The following is a 13,419-nucleotide window of genomic DNA, read 5'->3' on the forward strand; positions in this document are numbered from 1 at the left end:
CTGGGTCAGGAATCGCCCGAAGGCCTTTCGGCCCGTCTGATCGAGGGCACGACGCTGGCCGACCCGGCGGTGCGTCGCGCGCTGTGGGAAGGCGGGCTGGCGGCCATCGAGGCTTCGGATGATCCGCTGATCCAGTACCTGCTGCGCATCCAGGAGCCGACCCGCGCGGTTCGCGCCGCTTGGGAAGAGCAGGTGCAGGCCCCGACCGACCGCGCCTCGGAACGCCTCGCCGCCCTGCGCTTCGAGACCTATGGCGACACCGTCTATCCGGACGCCACCGGCACCCTGCGCCTGACCTACGGCCAGATCGAGGGGACAGACGTTCCGGGACAGCGGTTCGGCGCCTTCACCACCTTCGACGGCCTGTGGGACCGCGCGACCGGCGCCGCTCCGTTCGACGTGGCGCCGAAGCTGCTGGCCGCGCGCGACCGGATCGACGGATCGACCGTGCTCAACATGGCCGTGTCCTCCGACACCATCGGCGGCTCGTCGGGCAGCCCTGTCGTGACGGCGGCGGGCGAGATCGTGGGGGCGAACTTCGACTCCACCGTCCTGACCCAGCGCAACGCCTACGGCTATGATCGCAATGTCAACCGCTCGGTCATCGTGACCACCGGCGCGGTGACCACGGCCCTGCGCGATGTCTACGGCATGCAGTGGCTGGTGGAGGAACTCGGGGTCCGCTGAAGAGGGCTCGGTGGCTGTTGGCTAGTGGGCGACCTGCTTCGCCGTCCAGACAGAAAGAAGCCCCGCTCGGCGATCCGGGCGGGGCTTTTCATTGTCTGCTCGATGGCTGTTGCGGGACACTCGCCACTCGCAACTCCCTAGAGCTGGCTCATCTTTTGCTGGGCCTTCGAGAAATACTGCCAGCCGGTCCACAGGGTGATGATCGCGGCGAGCCAGGTCAGCGTGACGGCGAAGGTCTCGAAATGGCCCTGCCATTCCGGGGTCGTGCCGTCCGGGTTGGTCAAACCGAAGGCATCCCACAGCAGGGTCAGTTGCAGGGCCCCCAGCGCCAGCATCTGCAGGGTGGTCTTCCACTTGGCCAGCAGGGTGACCGGCAGCTTGACCTTGCCCGCGACGGTCTCGCGCAGGGCCGACACGGCGAACTCACGGAACAGGATCAGGCCACAGGGAATGGCAATGCCCGGCAAGGAGCCCGAGGCCAACACGCCCAGAATGGCGCCGGTGATCAGAACCTTGTCGGCGATAGGGTCGAGAATGGCGCCCCAACGGGTGGTGGCGTGCCAACGGCGTGCCAGGAAGCCGTCGACCCAGTCGGTCGAGGCCGCGACGGCGAAGATCCAGAACGCCCAGACTCCGAAGCTGAGTTGCTGTTCGGGCGACAGGAAGCCGTCCATGAAACCGGGCGCCGCGCCCGCCAGCATCAGGAACATCACCACGCCCGCCAGCAGGCGCAGGCCGGTCAGGATGTTGGGGATGGGATTGGCGTGGTGGGTGGGGGTCATCGCAGCCTTCCGAAAGGGGACGTCCGGTGTGCCATGCTTCGCGAGGCGAGGCGAGGCGTCAGAGAGCCGCTAGGTCAGGGGTTCGAAGCGGCCCGGTCCCTTCAACGCGCGAAGGACGCCGTCGGCTATGCCGAAATGCAGGCCGATCAGCTTGATCTGGCCCGCGGCCTCGCGTTCGGCGATCCACGGGAAGGTGCGCAGGTTATCCAGCGACAGGCGAACCACCGCCTCTTCCGCCGCCTGCCCCTGCTCGTTCTCGGACACTTCCTCGCAGACCCGGCGCACGACAGGCGCGCCCTGCGCGACCCAAGGGGCGACGAAGTCCTGCACATTGTCCGGCGCGCCGTGGATCATGGCGTTCACCCCGCCGCACGAGGCGTGGCCCATGACCACGATGCGCGAGACGTTCAGCACCTTCACGCCGAACTCCAGCGCCGCCGACACCCCATGCAGATGACCGTCGGGCTCATACGGCGGAACCAGATTGGCGACGTTGCGCACCACGAACAGCTCGCCCGGCGCGGCGTCGAAGATCAGGGCCGGATCGGCGCGGCTGTCGGAACAGGCGACGATCAGGGTATGCGGCTTCTGCCCCTTGGCGAGCGCTTCATATTCGGCGCGGGCCTCGGGCCAGTGGTCTTTGCGGAAGCGGCGATAGCCGGCGGCGATCTGGTCGGTCATGGGGGCGGTATAGGCGATCCGCTGCGCTTGGGGGAGAGGGTGACGTTCGACCCCGTCAGCGCCCCCTGCGCCCTTGCCCGTCGATCAGGACCGCCTGCTGCCACGGGCTGGGCGCCTTGTCGGTGCGGTGGATGCAGCCGACCCAGCAACAGGGCCGTTTCTTGCCCTCCCGCAGTTCCTCGGCTGTTCGGACGATGCGCCGCTGACGCGTGGCGGGCTGTTTGGCGTCCTCGACCCAGCAGATGAACTCGTTGCGGCCCAGCGGCGTCAGCCCCTGCCACAACGCCAGCACCTCCGGATCGGTCTGCAGGGCGGTCCTCATGTCTTCGCCCGCGACATGGACCGTGCCCTCCGCGAACTCGCTCATGCAAACGCCCTTCCCGCTCGACGCCCTATCCTACCCCCCGGCGCCCGGGCGGAAAAACCCGTAAATTCGTTCGGCCAACGCCTGACTTACACCATCGACCTTGACCAGATCGGCGACCGAGGCGCGACCGACGCCCTTGGCGGAGCCGAAGGCGTGCAGCAAGGCCTTCTTCCGACCCGGACCGACCCCTTCGATCTCGTCCAGCGGGTTCTTCTTGATGTCCATCGAACGCCGCTTGGCGTGGGCGCCGTTGGCGAACCGGTGCGCCTCATCGCGCAGACGCTGGACGTAATAGAGAACCGGCGACTTCAGCGGCAGCATGAAGGGCGGTTTGCCTGGAATAAAGAAATGCTCCTTGCCCGCGTCGCGGTCCGGTCCCTTGGCCACGCCCACGGCCACAATGTCGTCCAGCCCCAGATCGGCAAGCACCGCCTGCACCTCGGCCAGTTGCCCGGCGCCGCCGTCGATCAGCAGAAGGTCGGGACGGTCGACCTCCTCGCCCTCGTCCTCATCCTTCACCAGACGACTGAAGCGACGGCGCATGACCTCGCGCATCATGCCGTAGTCGTCGCCGGGGGTCAGTTCGTCGCCCCGGATGTTGAACTTGCGGTACTGGTTCTTGAGGAAGCCCTCGGGTCCCGCGACCACCATGCCGCCGACGGCGTTGGTCCCCTGGATGTGGGCGTTATCGTAGATTTCGATCCGCTCCGGACGGCTCTCCAGACCGAAGGCCTCGCACAGCTCATCAAGGATTTTCGACTGGGCGGAGTTCTCGGCCAGCTTGCGGCCCAGCGCCTCGCGCGCGTTGGTCAGGGCGTGATCGACCAAGGCCTTGCGGTCGCCCCGAGCGGGCTTTTCGATGCTGACGACCCGGCGGCCGTCATCCAGCTTGGCCTTCATGGAGAAGGCCTCTTCCAGAAGTTCCTTCTCATGCGGGATCACATTGGACAGGATCTGCCGGGGCACCGGCTTGTCCTCGTAGAACTGGCCCAGGAAGGCGGCCAGGATTTCCGGATCGGTATCGGTCCGGTCCACGCGGGGGAAGTAGGCGCGGCCGCCCCAGTTCTGGCCGCCCCGATAGAAGAAGACCTGCACACAGGCCTGACCGCCATCGGAGTACAGGGCGAAGACATCCGCCTCGGCCACGCCCTCGGCGCTGACCGAATTCTCCATCGAAATGGCCGACAGGGCGCGGATGCGGTCACGGACACGGGCGGCCTGTTCGAAATCCAGATCGTCCGAAGCCGCCTGCATCTCGGCGGACAGCCGCCCGATCACCGCGCGCGACTTGCCGCGCAGGAAGGCCTCGGCCTCATCGACCAGACCTTCATAGTCCTCCAGCGAGATCAACCCCGTGCAGGGCGCCGAGCAGCGCTTGATCTGGTGCAGCATGCAGGGTCGCGTCCGGGTCTCGTAGACGCTGTCCGAACAGGACCGCAGCAGGAAGGCCTTCTGCAGGGTCGTCAGGGTCCGGTTCACCGCCCAGGTCGAGGCGAAGGGGCCGAAATAGTCGCCCTTGATCGTGTGCGCCCCGCGGTGCTTTCGAACCTGCGGCGCCCGGTGATCGCGACGGATCATCAGTTCGGCGAAGGACTTGTCGTCGCGCAGCACCACGTTGAAGCGGGGCTTCAGTTTCTTGATGAAGTTGGATTCCAGCAGCAGGGCCTCGGTCTCGGACGCCGTGACCACCAGCTCCATCGAGCGGGTCAACGAGACCATCAGGCCGATGCGCTGGGTATGGAACCGCCCCTGCGCATACTGAAGGATGCGCTTCTTGATCGACCGCGCCTTGCCCACATACAGGCAGGCCCCGTCTTCGCCGTACATGCGATAGACGCCCGGCTTGTCGGGCGCGCGGCGCGCCTCATCCCTGATCAGGTCGGCGGCCTGCAAGGGCGAATCGGTGGCGGGCATCTCCTCGGTCATCGGGCGCAATATAGGCGTCCCCGCGCCGCCGCGAAGCGTCAGCAGTCGATCAGAACCGACGAACCATCACGACGCCCGCGATGACCAGCGCCACGCCGGCCATGCGGCCGAGACTGATCGGGTTCTGCGGCGTGCCGAAGGCGCCGAAATGGTCGAGGATCAGGCCGATCAGAAGTTGCCCCGCCACCATCAGGGTGATGGTCAGGGCGACGCCCAGACGCGGTACGCCCCAGGCGGCGGCGACCACGAAGATGGCGCCGTACAGACCGCCGATCCATGCGTACCAGGGCAGGGCGCGCGCGGCGGTCAGGTCCGGCTTGGCCTGCAGGATCATGGCGATGATGCCCAGCGCCGCCGTGCCGACCGCGAAGGAGACGAAGGCCGCGTTCACCGGCGAGCCGACGGCGGTCATCAACTTCGCATTGGTCGGCGCCTGAAGCGCGGTGGCGCCGCCGGCGAAGACGACAGCGATCATGGACAGCAGCATCGGGTTCATGCCGCCATGGCTATCACCCTTGTCGACGGCGCGCACCGGGTCTCAGCGACCGAGAATGAACCGGACGGCGCGTTCTCCCTCCGCGTCGCCTGCCTGACCGAACTCGACATTGATGTCGCGGTGGCTGTCGTCCGGAGCGACGATGACCTGCGCCTGACCGCCCGCGCGAGTCAGGGCGGCGGCCAGCGCCTCGCTCTGGCCCCGGGCGTCATCACGGCTGGAGATGTAGAAGATCAGATAGGGCGGATAGCGCACGCCCGCCCGGACAAGCAGGGTCGGCGACAAGGCCGCGGCGTTGTCGCCGAAGGCTTCCGAATAGAGATTGCCCAGGAGGCGTCCGGCGAGCCCGTTTCCACGGTCCCCGGTGGCGTCATAGCCCGCGCCGTCCAGCAGAATCACCCCCGCCAGATCGGACGGCTGAAGCCCCACACCGGCCAGATAGGTCGGATCGGCCCCGACCAACGCCGCCAGGTGGGCTCCGGCGGAATGGCCCATCAGGAAGAGCGGGCGGCCCGGATGGGTCCGCTTCAGCGCCGCGACGGCGGCGGCGACGTCCTGCGCCTGCTCACGCGGCGTGACCTGGGGCACCAGCCGATAGCCGATGGAGGCGAGGATCAGCCCGTGCCTTTGGGCGTACTCCGGCAGGCTGTGCACCATGGCCTTATCGCCCATCGACCAGCCGCCGCCGTGAATATAGGCGAGCACCGGTCCCGTCCCGGCTCCGGCGTAGAGATCATAGGCCTGCTTCGGATCGGAGCCGGTCGAGATCGAGGTGTGCGGGGCATTGGACCGGCCGCTCTCGACGGCGCGATCGGCCCGACGGCGGCGACGATCCCCCCGACGCGGACGGTCCTGTGCGGCGGCCGTTCCGGCGGCGAAGGCGGCGGCGAGCCCGATCATCAGGGCGGTGCGGCGATGCAGTTCACGCATGGTGTGTCTCCTGAAGCCCCCGGAGTCTCCAACGCCAAGCTTGGCCGGTTCCGTCGCTACCAGTGCGGCGTCGCCTCAGCCTCGCCGAACACCTCCGCCAATCGCGCTCGCGTCGAACGATGCGCGTCCTCGGGCAGGGCGGCCGGATCGAACCAGCCGATCTCGGCGATCTCCCCATGGCTGGAGCGCTCCGTCATCGTGAACCGGTCCATCCGGTAGACCAACACATGGTCGCCCCGGAAATAACGCTCGTTCGAATGAACACTGACCAGAACAGGCCGCCCCTCGACGATCAGACCGGCCTCCTCGCGCATTTCCCGGATCAGGGCGTCCTCGGCCGTCTGTCCGCGCTCCACCCCGCCGCCGGGCAGCCACCAGCCGTGGACATAGGTGTGCTTGACCAGCAGCACCCGCCCCTCGCCGTCCACCGCCACGCCCCGAACGCCCAGCGTCATGCCCCGGGTCGCCCGCGCAAAGGCGAAAAACAGGGACCGGGTGAAGGGCTCGATACGCGCGCGCCATGTCGTCATGCGACGACGATAGGCCCTGATGCGTTCTTGAACAGCAGGGCCGGTGCCTTTATTGCCGGTCGCATCAAGGAGCTTTCCATGCTGGCCCTCTACATCATCCTCGGCTTCGTCGTCGTTCTCGGCGTCATCAACTTCATCGAGTTTGGCCGGGTTGACTAAGCCCGCCGCCGATCGCGGCGCCGCGCTGGTCACCGGCGGCGGCAAGCGGATCGGCAAGGCGATCTGTCTGGAGCTGGCGCGCGCCGGCTTCGACGTTGTGATCCATTATCGCGGATCGAAAGACGCGGCGCAGGCCGTGGCCGATGAGGTGCGCGCTCTGGGCCGCCGGGCGGCCACCGTGCAGGGCGACCTGTCCATCGAAACCGAAGTGTGCGGGATCGTCCCCGCCGCCGTCGAGGCCCTCGGCCCGCTGACCGTGCTGGTGAACAACGCCTCGGTGTTCGAAGATGACCGGGTCGGTGCGCTGGAGCGCGATATCTGGGACGCCCACATCGAGACCAATCTGCGGGCGCCTATCGTCCTGTCCGAGGCCTTCGCGGCCCAGGCGCCCGACGGCGGCAGCATCGTCAATCTGCTGGATCAGCGGGTTCTGAAGCCCGATCCCCGCTTCTTCTCCTACGCCCTGTCGCGCAATGGCCTGTGGTGGGCGACGCGGACGATGGCGCAGGCCCTCGCGCCGCGCATCCGGGTGAACGGCGTCGGTCCCGGGCCGACCCTGCCCTCCATCCATCAGAGCCCCGAAGACTTCGCCGCCGAGGCCGCCGCCGTGCCCCTACAGAAGGCTGGAAGTCCTGAGGCCGTGGCCGCCGCCGTGCGTTGGCTGATTGAAGCCGATCTCGTGACGGGCCAGATGATCGCCGTCGACGGGGGCCAGCATCTGGCCTGGCAAACCCCGGACATCGTGGAGTAGCCCGTGGCAGCCCCGTCCCCACTTCCCTTCCCTGTTTCCGGCGCTCCGGTGCGCGAGGGCCTGACCGTCTTCGTCCGCGGGCTCGAAGTCGCCGCAGGCATCGGCGTCTATGATCACGAACAGGGCCGCCTGCAGCGACTGGTGATCGACGTGACGCTCGAGATGGCGCCCGCGCCGATCGAACGACTGGGCGACACGATCAACTACGAGACCGTCGCCGAGGCCGCCCGCGCCATCGTGGCGGCAGGGCACATCGGACTGGTCGAGACCTTTGCCGAACGGCTGGCGCTGGCCATGCTTGAGGACGCGCGCGTGCGCCGCTGCGCCGTGCGGATCGAAAAGCCGGGCGCCCTTGGAGGCGAAGCGGTTCCGGGCTGCGAGCTGGTTCTGGCCCGCTAGACGCCGGGTCGATCAGGACGCCACAGGTTGCGCCGCGCGAACGGGGCCGTCATACCTGACGGTGGACTTGAAGGACCTCCGATGGCCGAACCGGGCGATCCGCAACACCCTGATGATCATGACGATCATGTCGGTTTCTCTTCCGCGGCCTCGCTGCAGGGCCGCGCCCGCGAGGTCGCGCCGGAGCCCGGGCCGGAGCCGGAACCCGAACCCACGCCGGACCCCGAACCGGCGCCTGTCACCGCCATCAAGCCTGAGCGTGAGCCGGACCTGTTCGACCCGGCCCCGCCGCGCCCGGTGATCGAGACGCCCGAACCCGTGATCCCGCCGCCCGCGCCCGAGGCGGCGCCGAAGCCGAAGTCGCGTCCGGCCTCCGCCGATTCGATCTTTGAACCCTCGCCAGGCTTCACCGGCCGTTCGAAGGATCGGGAAGAGGTCCGCGATCCCCCCGGCGGCGGCACGGGCCTGTACTCGGTTTATGCGCTGATCCTGCTGGCCGTACCGACGGTCGGGGTGTCGGCGATGATCGCCCTGCTGGCCGTCACCGGCCGCCCGGGGCCGGAAGACGACCTGTCACGCTCGCACTTCATCTTCCAGCAGCGCACCCTGTGGGCCGCCGCCATCGCGGTCATGGCGGGGGTGATCCTGCTGGCCGCGCCGTTCGGCCTCGGCGTGCCCCTGCTGTTCCTCGCGGCGCTGTGGGTGGTGCTGCGCGGCGCCGTCGGCGTCTGGACCCTCAAGGCCGGCAAGCCCGTCACCCGCCCGCGCGGCTGGTGGATCTGAGGCCAGACTTCGGGAACGCGAAGCCGATCAGCGGATTGCAGCCGTGACGGCCGGCAAAGACCGGTCAGGAGTGTCCCATGACCACCTTCCGCGATGTCCCCGCCGAGCAACGTTTCGAACAGGACTTCACCGACACCGAAGGACAGGTGCGGCTCGTCTTCGCCGACTATGCGGTTCAGGGCGATACGCGCGTGATCCTGCATGTGGAGGCCGATCCCGTCCTGCGCGGCGGCGGCGCGGCGGGCCGGTTCATGCAGTCACTGGCCGCTCACGCGCGGAACGAGGGCCTGAAGCTCCAGCCGCGATGCAGCTATGCGATGCTGTGGCACCGACGCCATCCGGAGTACGACGACCTGCTGGCGTAGGCCTCGCCGGCCGGCGCGCGGCGGCGGCGTCAGATCACCCGGCTGACGATGGCTTTCAGGGTCTCGGACTTCGACGGCAGGTCCGAGGCCAGACGCCCGGCGATCTCGCGCGCGCCGACCGGATAGGCGTCTCCGCCTTCCGCGATCTCCTTGGCCATGGCGGCGGCCTGCATCAGGACCACCTCCAGCGCCTCGACCTGCTCGACGGCCAGCGCCTTCGCCTCAAGCTGAAGCCGCTTCACGCGATCCGCGGTGCTTTCGGGCCGGCGCATGAGATCATAGACCTCGGCTTCGGCCTGGACGAGGCGCAGATCGGGCTGGGCAGGCGGGGTGCGCTTGGGCATGGCGGTCTCTCCTGACCAACCAATGCGGGCTGAGTCCGCGAGGTTCCCGTGTTGACCGAGCCCGGCTTCACAAAAGCGGGGCCGTGACTTTCTCGCCTCAGGTGAGTTCCGGTCAGGCCGCGTCTTCGCGGGCCTCGAAGCGGGCCTCGGCTTCACGAACCGCCTCGACAGCCCGGTCCACGACGTCAATCCCCGCGCCCGGCTTCACGCTTTCAACCGTCAGGATACGGCGGAAGGCGCGGGCGCCGGCGCGGCCGTGCATGACGCCCAGTACATGCCGGGTCATGTGCGCCAGATGCACCCCCTCCTCCAGCCGGGCGACCAGATAGGGACGATAGCGTTCCAGCGCCTCATACGCGTCCACGTCCGGGGTCGTGACACCGAACATGCGGCGGTCGGCCTGCCCCAGCAGCGCGGGCTCGTGATAGGCGGCCCGCCCCAGCATGACGCCGTCCAGTTGGATACCGTCATCGGCGGCCATGTGCGCCTCGGCCTCGTCGAGATTGGCGATGCCGCCGTTGATGCTGATCGACAGATGCGGACGCTCGCGCTTCAGACGACGCACCAGCGCGTAGTCGAGCGGCGGTACGTCCCGGTTCTCCTTGGGCGACAGCCCCTTCAGCCAGGCCTTGCGGGCATGGACGATGAAGGTGTCGATGCCCACGGCTGCGCTGGCGTCGACGGTGGCGAACAGGCTGACCTCGGAGTCCTGATCATCGACTCCGATGCGGCATTTGACGGTGGCCGGGACCGAGACGGCGCTTTTGATGGCCGCCATACAGTCAGCGACCAGCTCCGGCTCACGCATCAGGCAGGCGCCGAACTTGCCGGACTGGACCCGGTCCGAGGGGCAGCCGACGTTGAGATTGATCTCGTCATAACCGTACTGCTCGCCGATGCGGGCGGCCTCGGCCAACTGGGCGGGGTTCGAGCCACCGATCTGAAGCGCCACCGGATGCTCGACATCGGCGAAGCCCAGCAGCTTGTCGCGGTCGCCGTTCAGCACCGCCGGAGCCGTGACCATCTCGGTGTACAGCAGGGCGCGGCTCGACAGCGCGCGGTGGAACGCCCGGCAGTGCCGGTCGGTCCAGTCCATCATCGGGGCCACGGACAGCCTACGGTCGAGGATCTTCGACATGGTGTGGGGTTTGAGCGTTCAGGCGGGAGGTCAGGAGCGCGCTATATAGGCGAGACCGTCCCGAAACGCGATGTTCGCCCCGAAAGGCGCGGCGGAGCCGAAGCCCCGACCGGATGCAGCGCACCCGGCCGGGTCCCGGTCCGACTTTAGCGGATCGACTGTTCCTCGATCGGCAGGCCCAAGGCCTCCAGTTGCGGGCGCACCACCGAGGCGTCGCCGACGACGACCCAGACGAATTGGTCCGGATGGATGTCGCGGCGGGCGGCGGCATCCATCTGGGCGGCGGTCAGGGCCCGCGTGCGGCTGGCGAGGGTCGACTGATAGTCGTCCGGGCGGCCGTACAGGGCGTTCGAACGCAGGGCGCCGAGGATCTGGCCCGAGGTCTCGAAGCCGCCCGCCAGCGACCGGGTGTTGCCGTTGATGGTCCGCTCCAGCTCTGTCGGCGAAACGCCGTCGGTTTCCAGGAAGCGGTCGTACTGGGCGATCAGGGCCGCGACGGAGTCACCGGTGCGGTTGGCTTGGACCGGCGCATTCACGATGTAGGGCACGCGGTGTTCGAGCGCGTTGATGCCGCCCCGCACGCCGTAGGACCAGCCCTTGGTCTCACGCAGGTCCGAGTTGATCCGCGACAGGAAGTCCGAACCCAGCGTCACGTTCGCCGCGTTCAGCGCCAGCAGGTCATCGGTGCCAGACACCGGCAGGACCGCGCCGCCGTAGATCAGCGACTGGGGCGACTGCGGACGGTCGATCAGGACGATACGGTTGCGCGGCGCGGGGATCGGGGCCGAGAAGTCCTTGGTCCCCTTCGGCGTCGAGGGGGCGCGCCAGTCGCCGAAGGCGGCTTCCAGCTGCGGCGTGACCTCGGCCAGCGGCAGATCCGAGACGACGAAGATCGTCGCATTGTCCGGGCGCACCCAGGCGTCGTGCGTCGCGACCAGATCGGCGCGGGTCAGGGCGGTCAGGCTCGCTTCGTCCCCAGACCCCGTGAACGAACGGCCATAGGGGCTGTTCGGGCCGTAGATCAGCGGCGGCAGGGCGCGCGCGGCGATAGCGCCGGGGTTGGTGCGTTCGCTGGCCAGACCCGAAAGACGGGTGGCGCGGATACGCTCGACTTCCGACGGAGCGAACGCCGGGTTGCGCACGACGTCCGACAGCAGGGCCAAGGCCGGCGTCAGGTTGGCCGTCACCGTCGAAAGGTCGGCCGAGGTGCGGTCCATCGAGGCGCCGACGTTGATCGAGGCGCCGAGGCGTTCCTCCTCTTCAGCCAGCTGGTTGGCGTCCCGGGTCGTGGTGCCCTCGTCCAGCAGGTCCAGCATCATGGCTTGGGCGCCCAGTTGGTCTGCGCGGTCGGCGGCGAAGCCGGCATTGAACTCGACCGCGACACGGGTCACCGGAACGGTGTCGACCTGGGCGTAGACCACCTCGATGCCGTTCGACAGCCGGGTGCGTTCCACGGCCGGGAAGCTCAGGTCCGGCACCTGACCGACTTCCGGCATAGGCATGCGGGCGACGCGTTCGATTTCAGCGGCCGGGGCCGGAGCGGCGCCCGGCGGGCTGGCGGCGGCCTCGGTGTAGGCTTCACGCTCGCCCGGCGCGATGGTCATGTCGAAGACCGGGCGCGTCAGCCAGCGCTGCATGGCGGCCGTGACCTGGGCCGGGGTGACCGAGGCGTATTCGGCCAGTTCCTTCTTGTAGTGGTCGGGATCGCCCGCATACAGCTGGCCCTCCGCCAGCACGTTGGCCTTGCCGTTGACCTGCTCGAGGCTCTGGATACGGCGCGAAACATACTGGGTGGCGACGCGCGAGACTTCTTCCTCGGTCGGGCCGTTGGCGATGAAGTCGGTGACGATGGCGTCCAGACGACGGCCCACCTCGGCGGCGTCCTGCCCCGGCTTGACGTCAACCGAAATGTCGAAAATGCCGACACGGTGGAAGTCCGAGAGCGACGAGGAGACCGACACGGCAGTTTGTTCGTCACGCACCAGCTGGGTGTCGAGGCGCGAGGAGGCCAGCCCGCCGAGCACCTGGGCGGCGACGGCCAGCGGCACGGCGTCATCGCTCAGCAGCCCCGGAACGGCCCAACTGCGGGTCAGACGGGTGTTGGCGACGCGGTCATGCATCGTCGCCACGATCGGGGCGGCGAGGGTCGGGACGTCAGCCTCCGCCGGGGTGTTCACCGGACCGCGCGGGATCGGACCGAAATAGCGGTTCATCAGGGTGCGAGCGGTCGTCTCGTCAATGTCGCCCGACAGGACGACGATGGCGTTGTTCGGACCATAGTTATCGCGGAACCAGTTCCGCACCGTTTCAAGGCTGGCGGCGTCGAGGTCGGCCATCGAACCGATGGTCGAGTGACGGTAGGGGTGGCCTTCCGGGAAGAGAGCTTCCAGCTGTGCGTACTCGAACATGCCGTAGGGCTGGTTGTCGCCCTGACGCTTCTCGTTCTGGACCACGCCGCGCTGCAGATCGAGCACGTCCTGTCCGACCTCGCCGAGCAGATAGCCCATGCGGTCGCTTTCAAGGAACAGGGCCTGTTCCAGCGCCGGGGTCGGGACGGTCTGGAAATAGTTGGTGCGGTCGAACCAGGTCGTGCCGTTCAGGTTCGACGGCCCGAGGTTGCGCATGCGGCCGAGGTAGCTGCCCGGAGCGTTCTCCGAACCGCCGAACATCAGGTGTTCGAACAGGTGGGCGAAACCGGTCGATCCGGCGGGCTCGTCCTTCGAGCCGACATTGTACCAGACCGAAATCGCCACCACCGGCGCCTTGCGGTCCTCGTGCACGATCACGGTCAGACCGTTGTCCAGCTGGAAGCGCTTCCAGGGAATGTTCACCTCGGACACCAGCTGCGACACGGGGGCCGCCTGCGACCGGGCGGGCTGGGCGGCCGCGGCCGCGTGGCCCGCATGTCCGGCATGTCCTGCGTGCTGGGCGAAGGCGATCGTCGGCGATGCGACGGCGATAAGGGCGGCAAGCGATACGGCGCGGAACTTCATCTACAGGATCCTCGGTAAGCAAAAGCTGCCGGACCTTAACGACAACCTCCCCAGACACAATCCAGACACCTTGCAGACGCGACGACAT

16 protein-coding genes are annotated in these 13,419 nt (G+C 68.1%); 6 read left to right on the forward strand and 10 right to left on the reverse strand.

Annotated elements, in window-relative coordinates; all coding sequences use genetic code 11:
* The coding region (locus ACODRV_RS10235) for a S46 family peptidase (protein ID WP_488908246.1) at positions 1–687 on the forward strand (687 nt) is incomplete at its 5' end.
* 137 nt (positions 688–824) lie between these two features.
* Here ACODRV_RS10235 and pgsA read toward each other — a convergent pair.
* The 7 genes from pgsA to ACODRV_RS10270 all read right to left on the reverse strand — a co-directional run bounded on the left by pgsA (position 825) and on the right by ACODRV_RS10270 (position 6,399).
* On the reverse strand, positions 825–1,469 hold the full coding sequence (gene pgsA / locus ACODRV_RS10240; RefSeq protein WP_488908247.1) for a CDP-diacylglycerol--glycerol-3-phosphate 3-phosphatidyltransferase: 645 nt from the start codon (positions 1,467–1,469) through the stop codon (positions 825–827).
* 69 nt (positions 1,470–1,538) lie between these two features.
* Positions 1,539–2,150 (reverse strand): carbonic anhydrase, encoded by a 612-nt coding sequence (locus tag ACODRV_RS10245; RefSeq protein ID WP_141627616.1) that lies wholly within the window; start codon positions 2,148–2,150, stop codon positions 1,539–1,541.
* Positions 2,151–2,205: 55 nt separating this feature from the next.
* Positions 2,206–2,517, reverse strand: coding sequence for a YdeI/OmpD-associated family protein (locus tag ACODRV_RS10250; RefSeq protein ID WP_141627617.1), 312 nt, complete (start codon positions 2,515–2,517; stop codon positions 2,206–2,208).
* A gap of 30 nt (positions 2,518–2,547) precedes the next feature.
* On the reverse strand, positions 2,548–4,443 hold the full coding sequence (gene uvrC, locus ACODRV_RS10255) for an excinuclease ABC subunit UvrC (protein ID WP_141627618.1): 1,896 nt from the start codon (positions 4,441–4,443) through the stop codon (positions 2,548–2,550).
* Positions 4,444–4,492: 49 nt separating this feature from the next.
* Complete coding sequence (locus tag ACODRV_RS10260) at positions 4,493–4,975, reverse strand: DMT family transporter (RefSeq protein ID WP_240811656.1); 483 nt, start codon at positions 4,973–4,975, stop codon at positions 4,493–4,495.
* Between the two features lie 6 nt (positions 4,976–4,981).
* On the reverse strand, positions 4,982–5,869 hold the full coding sequence (locus ACODRV_RS10265) for an alpha/beta hydrolase (RefSeq protein ID WP_488908248.1): 888 nt from the start codon (positions 5,867–5,869) through the stop codon (positions 4,982–4,984).
* 56 nt (positions 5,870–5,925) lie between these two features.
* The gene (locus ACODRV_RS10270; RefSeq protein ID WP_488908249.1) at positions 5,926–6,399 is read right to left on the reverse strand and encodes an NUDIX domain-containing protein; all 474 of its coding nucleotides are present in this window, start codon (positions 6,397–6,399) and stop codon (positions 5,926–5,928) included.
* 27 nt (positions 6,400–6,426) lie between these two features.
* Between ACODRV_RS10270 and ACODRV_RS10275 the strand changes: the two genes are divergently transcribed.
* From ACODRV_RS10275 to ACODRV_RS10295, 5 genes are all read left to right on the forward strand, one after another.
* On the forward strand, positions 6,427–6,558 hold the full coding sequence (locus ACODRV_RS10275) for a hypothetical protein (protein WP_255431408.1): 132 nt from the start codon (positions 6,427–6,429) through the stop codon (positions 6,556–6,558).
* Positions 6,551–7,309: an SDR family oxidoreductase gene (locus tag ACODRV_RS10280; RefSeq protein WP_488908250.1), complete on the forward strand. Its 759-nt coding sequence runs from the start codon at positions 6,551–6,553 to the stop codon at positions 7,307–7,309. Before ACODRV_RS10275 ends, ACODRV_RS10280 begins: the two co-directional genes overlap by 8 nt.
* A gap of 3 nt (positions 7,310–7,312) precedes the next feature.
* The gene (folB, locus tag ACODRV_RS10285; RefSeq protein WP_488908251.1) at positions 7,313–7,708 is read left to right on the forward strand and encodes a dihydroneopterin aldolase; all 396 of its coding nucleotides are present in this window, start codon (positions 7,313–7,315) and stop codon (positions 7,706–7,708) included.
* 81 nt (positions 7,709–7,789) lie between these two features.
* A complete protein-coding gene (locus ACODRV_RS10290) occupies positions 7,790–8,491 on the forward strand; it encodes a hypothetical protein (RefSeq protein WP_488908252.1) in 702 nt (233 codons plus the stop codon).
* A 77-nt stretch (positions 8,492–8,568) separates the two neighbouring features.
* On the forward strand, positions 8,569–8,856 hold the full coding sequence (locus tag ACODRV_RS10295; protein WP_488908253.1) for a GNAT family N-acetyltransferase: 288 nt from the start codon (positions 8,569–8,571) through the stop codon (positions 8,854–8,856).
* A 29-nt stretch (positions 8,857–8,885) separates the two neighbouring features.
* Here ACODRV_RS10295 and ACODRV_RS10300 read toward each other — a convergent pair whose 3' ends face one another.
* From ACODRV_RS10300 to ACODRV_RS10310, 3 genes are all read right to left on the reverse strand, one after another.
* Positions 8,886–9,200, reverse strand: a complete 315-nt coding sequence (locus tag ACODRV_RS10300) for a hypothetical protein (RefSeq protein WP_488908254.1) — start codon at positions 9,198–9,200, stop codon at positions 8,886–8,888.
* 112 nt (positions 9,201–9,312) lie between these two features.
* Complete coding sequence (gene dusA / locus ACODRV_RS10305; RefSeq protein WP_141627624.1) at positions 9,313–10,338, reverse strand: tRNA dihydrouridine(20/20a) synthase DusA; 1,026 nt, start codon at positions 10,336–10,338, stop codon at positions 9,313–9,315.
* A gap of 146 nt (positions 10,339–10,484) precedes the next feature.
* A complete protein-coding gene (locus ACODRV_RS10310) occupies positions 10,485–13,331 on the reverse strand; it encodes a M16 family metallopeptidase (RefSeq protein WP_488908255.1) in 2,847 nt (948 codons plus the stop codon).
* Between the last annotated feature and the right edge of the window lie 88 nt (positions 13,332–13,419).

The organism is Brevundimonas sp. FG8 (assembly GCF_057808845.1).

Excerpts from the sequence above, each read along its gene's own strand:
- ACODRV_RS10290 (WP_488908252.1), top strand. The coding sequence starts at position 7,790 with ATGGCCGAACCGGGCGATCCGCAACACCCTGATGATCATGACGATCAT.
- ACODRV_RS10245 (WP_141627616.1), bottom strand. The coding sequence starts at position 2,150 with ATGACCGACCAGATCGCCGCCGGCTATCGCCGCTTCCGCAAAGACCAC.
- ACODRV_RS10270 (WP_488908249.1), bottom strand. The coding sequence starts at position 6,399 with ATGACGACATGGCGCGCGCGTATCGAGCCCTTCACCCGGTCCCTGTTT.
- ACODRV_RS10295 (WP_488908253.1), top strand. The coding sequence starts at position 8,569 with ATGACCACCTTCCGCGATGTCCCCGCCGAGCAACGTTTCGAACAGGAC.
- pgsA (WP_488908247.1), bottom strand. The coding sequence starts at position 1,469 with ATGACCCCCACCCACCACGCCAATCCCATCCCCAACATCCTGACCGGC.
- dusA (WP_141627624.1), bottom strand. The coding sequence starts at position 10,338 with ATGTCGAAGATCCTCGACCGTAGGCTGTCCGTGGCCCCGATGATGGAC.
- ACODRV_RS10250 (WP_141627617.1), bottom strand. The coding sequence starts at position 2,517 with ATGAGCGAGTTCGCGGAGGGCACGGTCCATGTCGCGGGCGAAGACATG.
- ACODRV_RS10265 (WP_488908248.1), bottom strand. The coding sequence starts at position 5,869 with ATGCGTGAACTGCATCGCCGCACCGCCCTGATGATCGGGCTCGCCGCC.
- ACODRV_RS10310 (WP_488908255.1), bottom strand. The coding sequence starts at position 13,331 with ATGAAGTTCCGCGCCGTATCGCTTGCCGCCCTTATCGCCGTCGCATCG.
- uvrC (WP_141627618.1), bottom strand. The coding sequence starts at position 4,443 with ATGACCGAGGAGATGCCCGCCACCGATTCGCCCTTGCAGGCCGCCGAC.
- ACODRV_RS10300 (WP_488908254.1), bottom strand. The coding sequence starts at position 9,200 with ATGCCCAAGCGCACCCCGCCTGCCCAGCCCGATCTGCGCCTCGTCCAG.